Genomic DNA, 1,302 nt, shown 5'->3' on the forward strand with positions numbered 1-1,302 from the left:
GTGGTCAACCTCCTCAAACTCCACAACCACACCCTCCACCCAGCAACCTGACCCCGGGGCCACCCAGCCCGACCAGCCCGACAGATTCGATGCCCCGGCCGGCAAAACGCCATTTCGCTACAGGCTCGTATCGGCAGCAAGACTCCGCAAAGCTGCTGGCATTTGGTGGGTAACGCGTCGAGTGAACCCACCGTGCGAATGGCGATCGCGGTGAGCGGACGGCGGACCGCCAGCACTGACCAACTCTGCACCGGTGGCCCGGTTCACGCTCAGCCGGTTCTGCCTGGTCGGCTGAGGAGCAGGTTGGTCAGTGGCACAGGTCCGCCCTCATCGACACCGCCGCCCGCACGAACCTCCCAACGACAGGACGTATACCCCCACTGCATCCCGTTGCCAGGCTCACCATCACCGGCCCGGCAACGCAACAGGCATATACGTCCTGTCCTTCGGCAGATGCGTCGGGAAGGACACGTAGTAGTCGCCTCACGAGACATGCCCACGCCTGCGGAAGACCATCCGGGGCGGTCGACTGGGCACCATTACGTGTCGTTGCCGACATCCAACTGAACGCCGGACTTGGTGACTGCCTGGCGTGGCGCGCGTCGAGCGAAGCCACCGTGCGCGGGGCCACGTCGTACCACCCACGTCGAGCAGGAGGGTCCTGTTGCTGGGTTACCCCAAGGCCGGTCAGGCAGTTCGGTGCGGCGCTCAGGACAGTGCTGGGCGTCGGCGTCGGCGTCGGCGTCGGCGTCGGCGTCGGCGTCGGCGTTGGCGTTGGCGTTGGCGTCGGCGTCGGCGTTGGCGTTGGCGTTGGGGAGCGCTACCCCACCGAAAACGACCGGTAGCGCTCCCCAGCCTTCTCGACCATGGTGAGCGAACCCTCGCCGAACCGGCGTGGCGACCGGGCAGTTGCTCCCCGAACCGGTGTGGCGACAGGGCAGTTGCTCCCCGAACCGGTTTGGGGAGTGGATCGCGGCAGGCCCGGTTGACGTCACCCCGAGTCGCCTGACTAGCCGGCCCTGCGGGCCCCCGCGTGGTGAGTGGGCTGGCTGCATGCGGTTGGCACATCCACCACCAGGTGGACCGGCCCATCAACAGGGGTGATTGCCCCTCGCAACGTCCGAAAGATCCGGAGGCCAGGTGTGCGGGTTCTTCGGGCGTTGCCTGTAGGACTCCCCAGCCACGCCGGACCCGGCAGAAGAGCTCCATTTGATGGGTCAGCCCATCCCGTTGCGGGTGGGCCAGCCGCATGCGGTGGGTAGACCCACAACGCCGTGGGGCAGCCATCACATGGGGGCGTGC

General features: G+C 67.3%; 1 protein-coding gene. It reads right to left on the reverse strand.

Annotated features, from left to right (window positions below):
• Positions 1–539 precede the first annotated feature (539 nt).
• Positions 540–995, reverse strand: a complete 456-nt coding sequence (locus tag E1261_RS46210; protein WP_202875488.1) for a hypothetical protein — start codon at positions 993–995, stop codon at positions 540–542.
• Between the last annotated feature and the right edge of the window lie 307 nt (positions 996–1,302).

The organism is Kribbella albertanoniae, from assembly GCF_004348455.1.
GTDB classification, from domain to species: domain Bacteria; phylum Actinomycetota; class Actinomycetes; order Propionibacteriales; family Kribbellaceae; genus Kribbella; species Kribbella albertanoniae.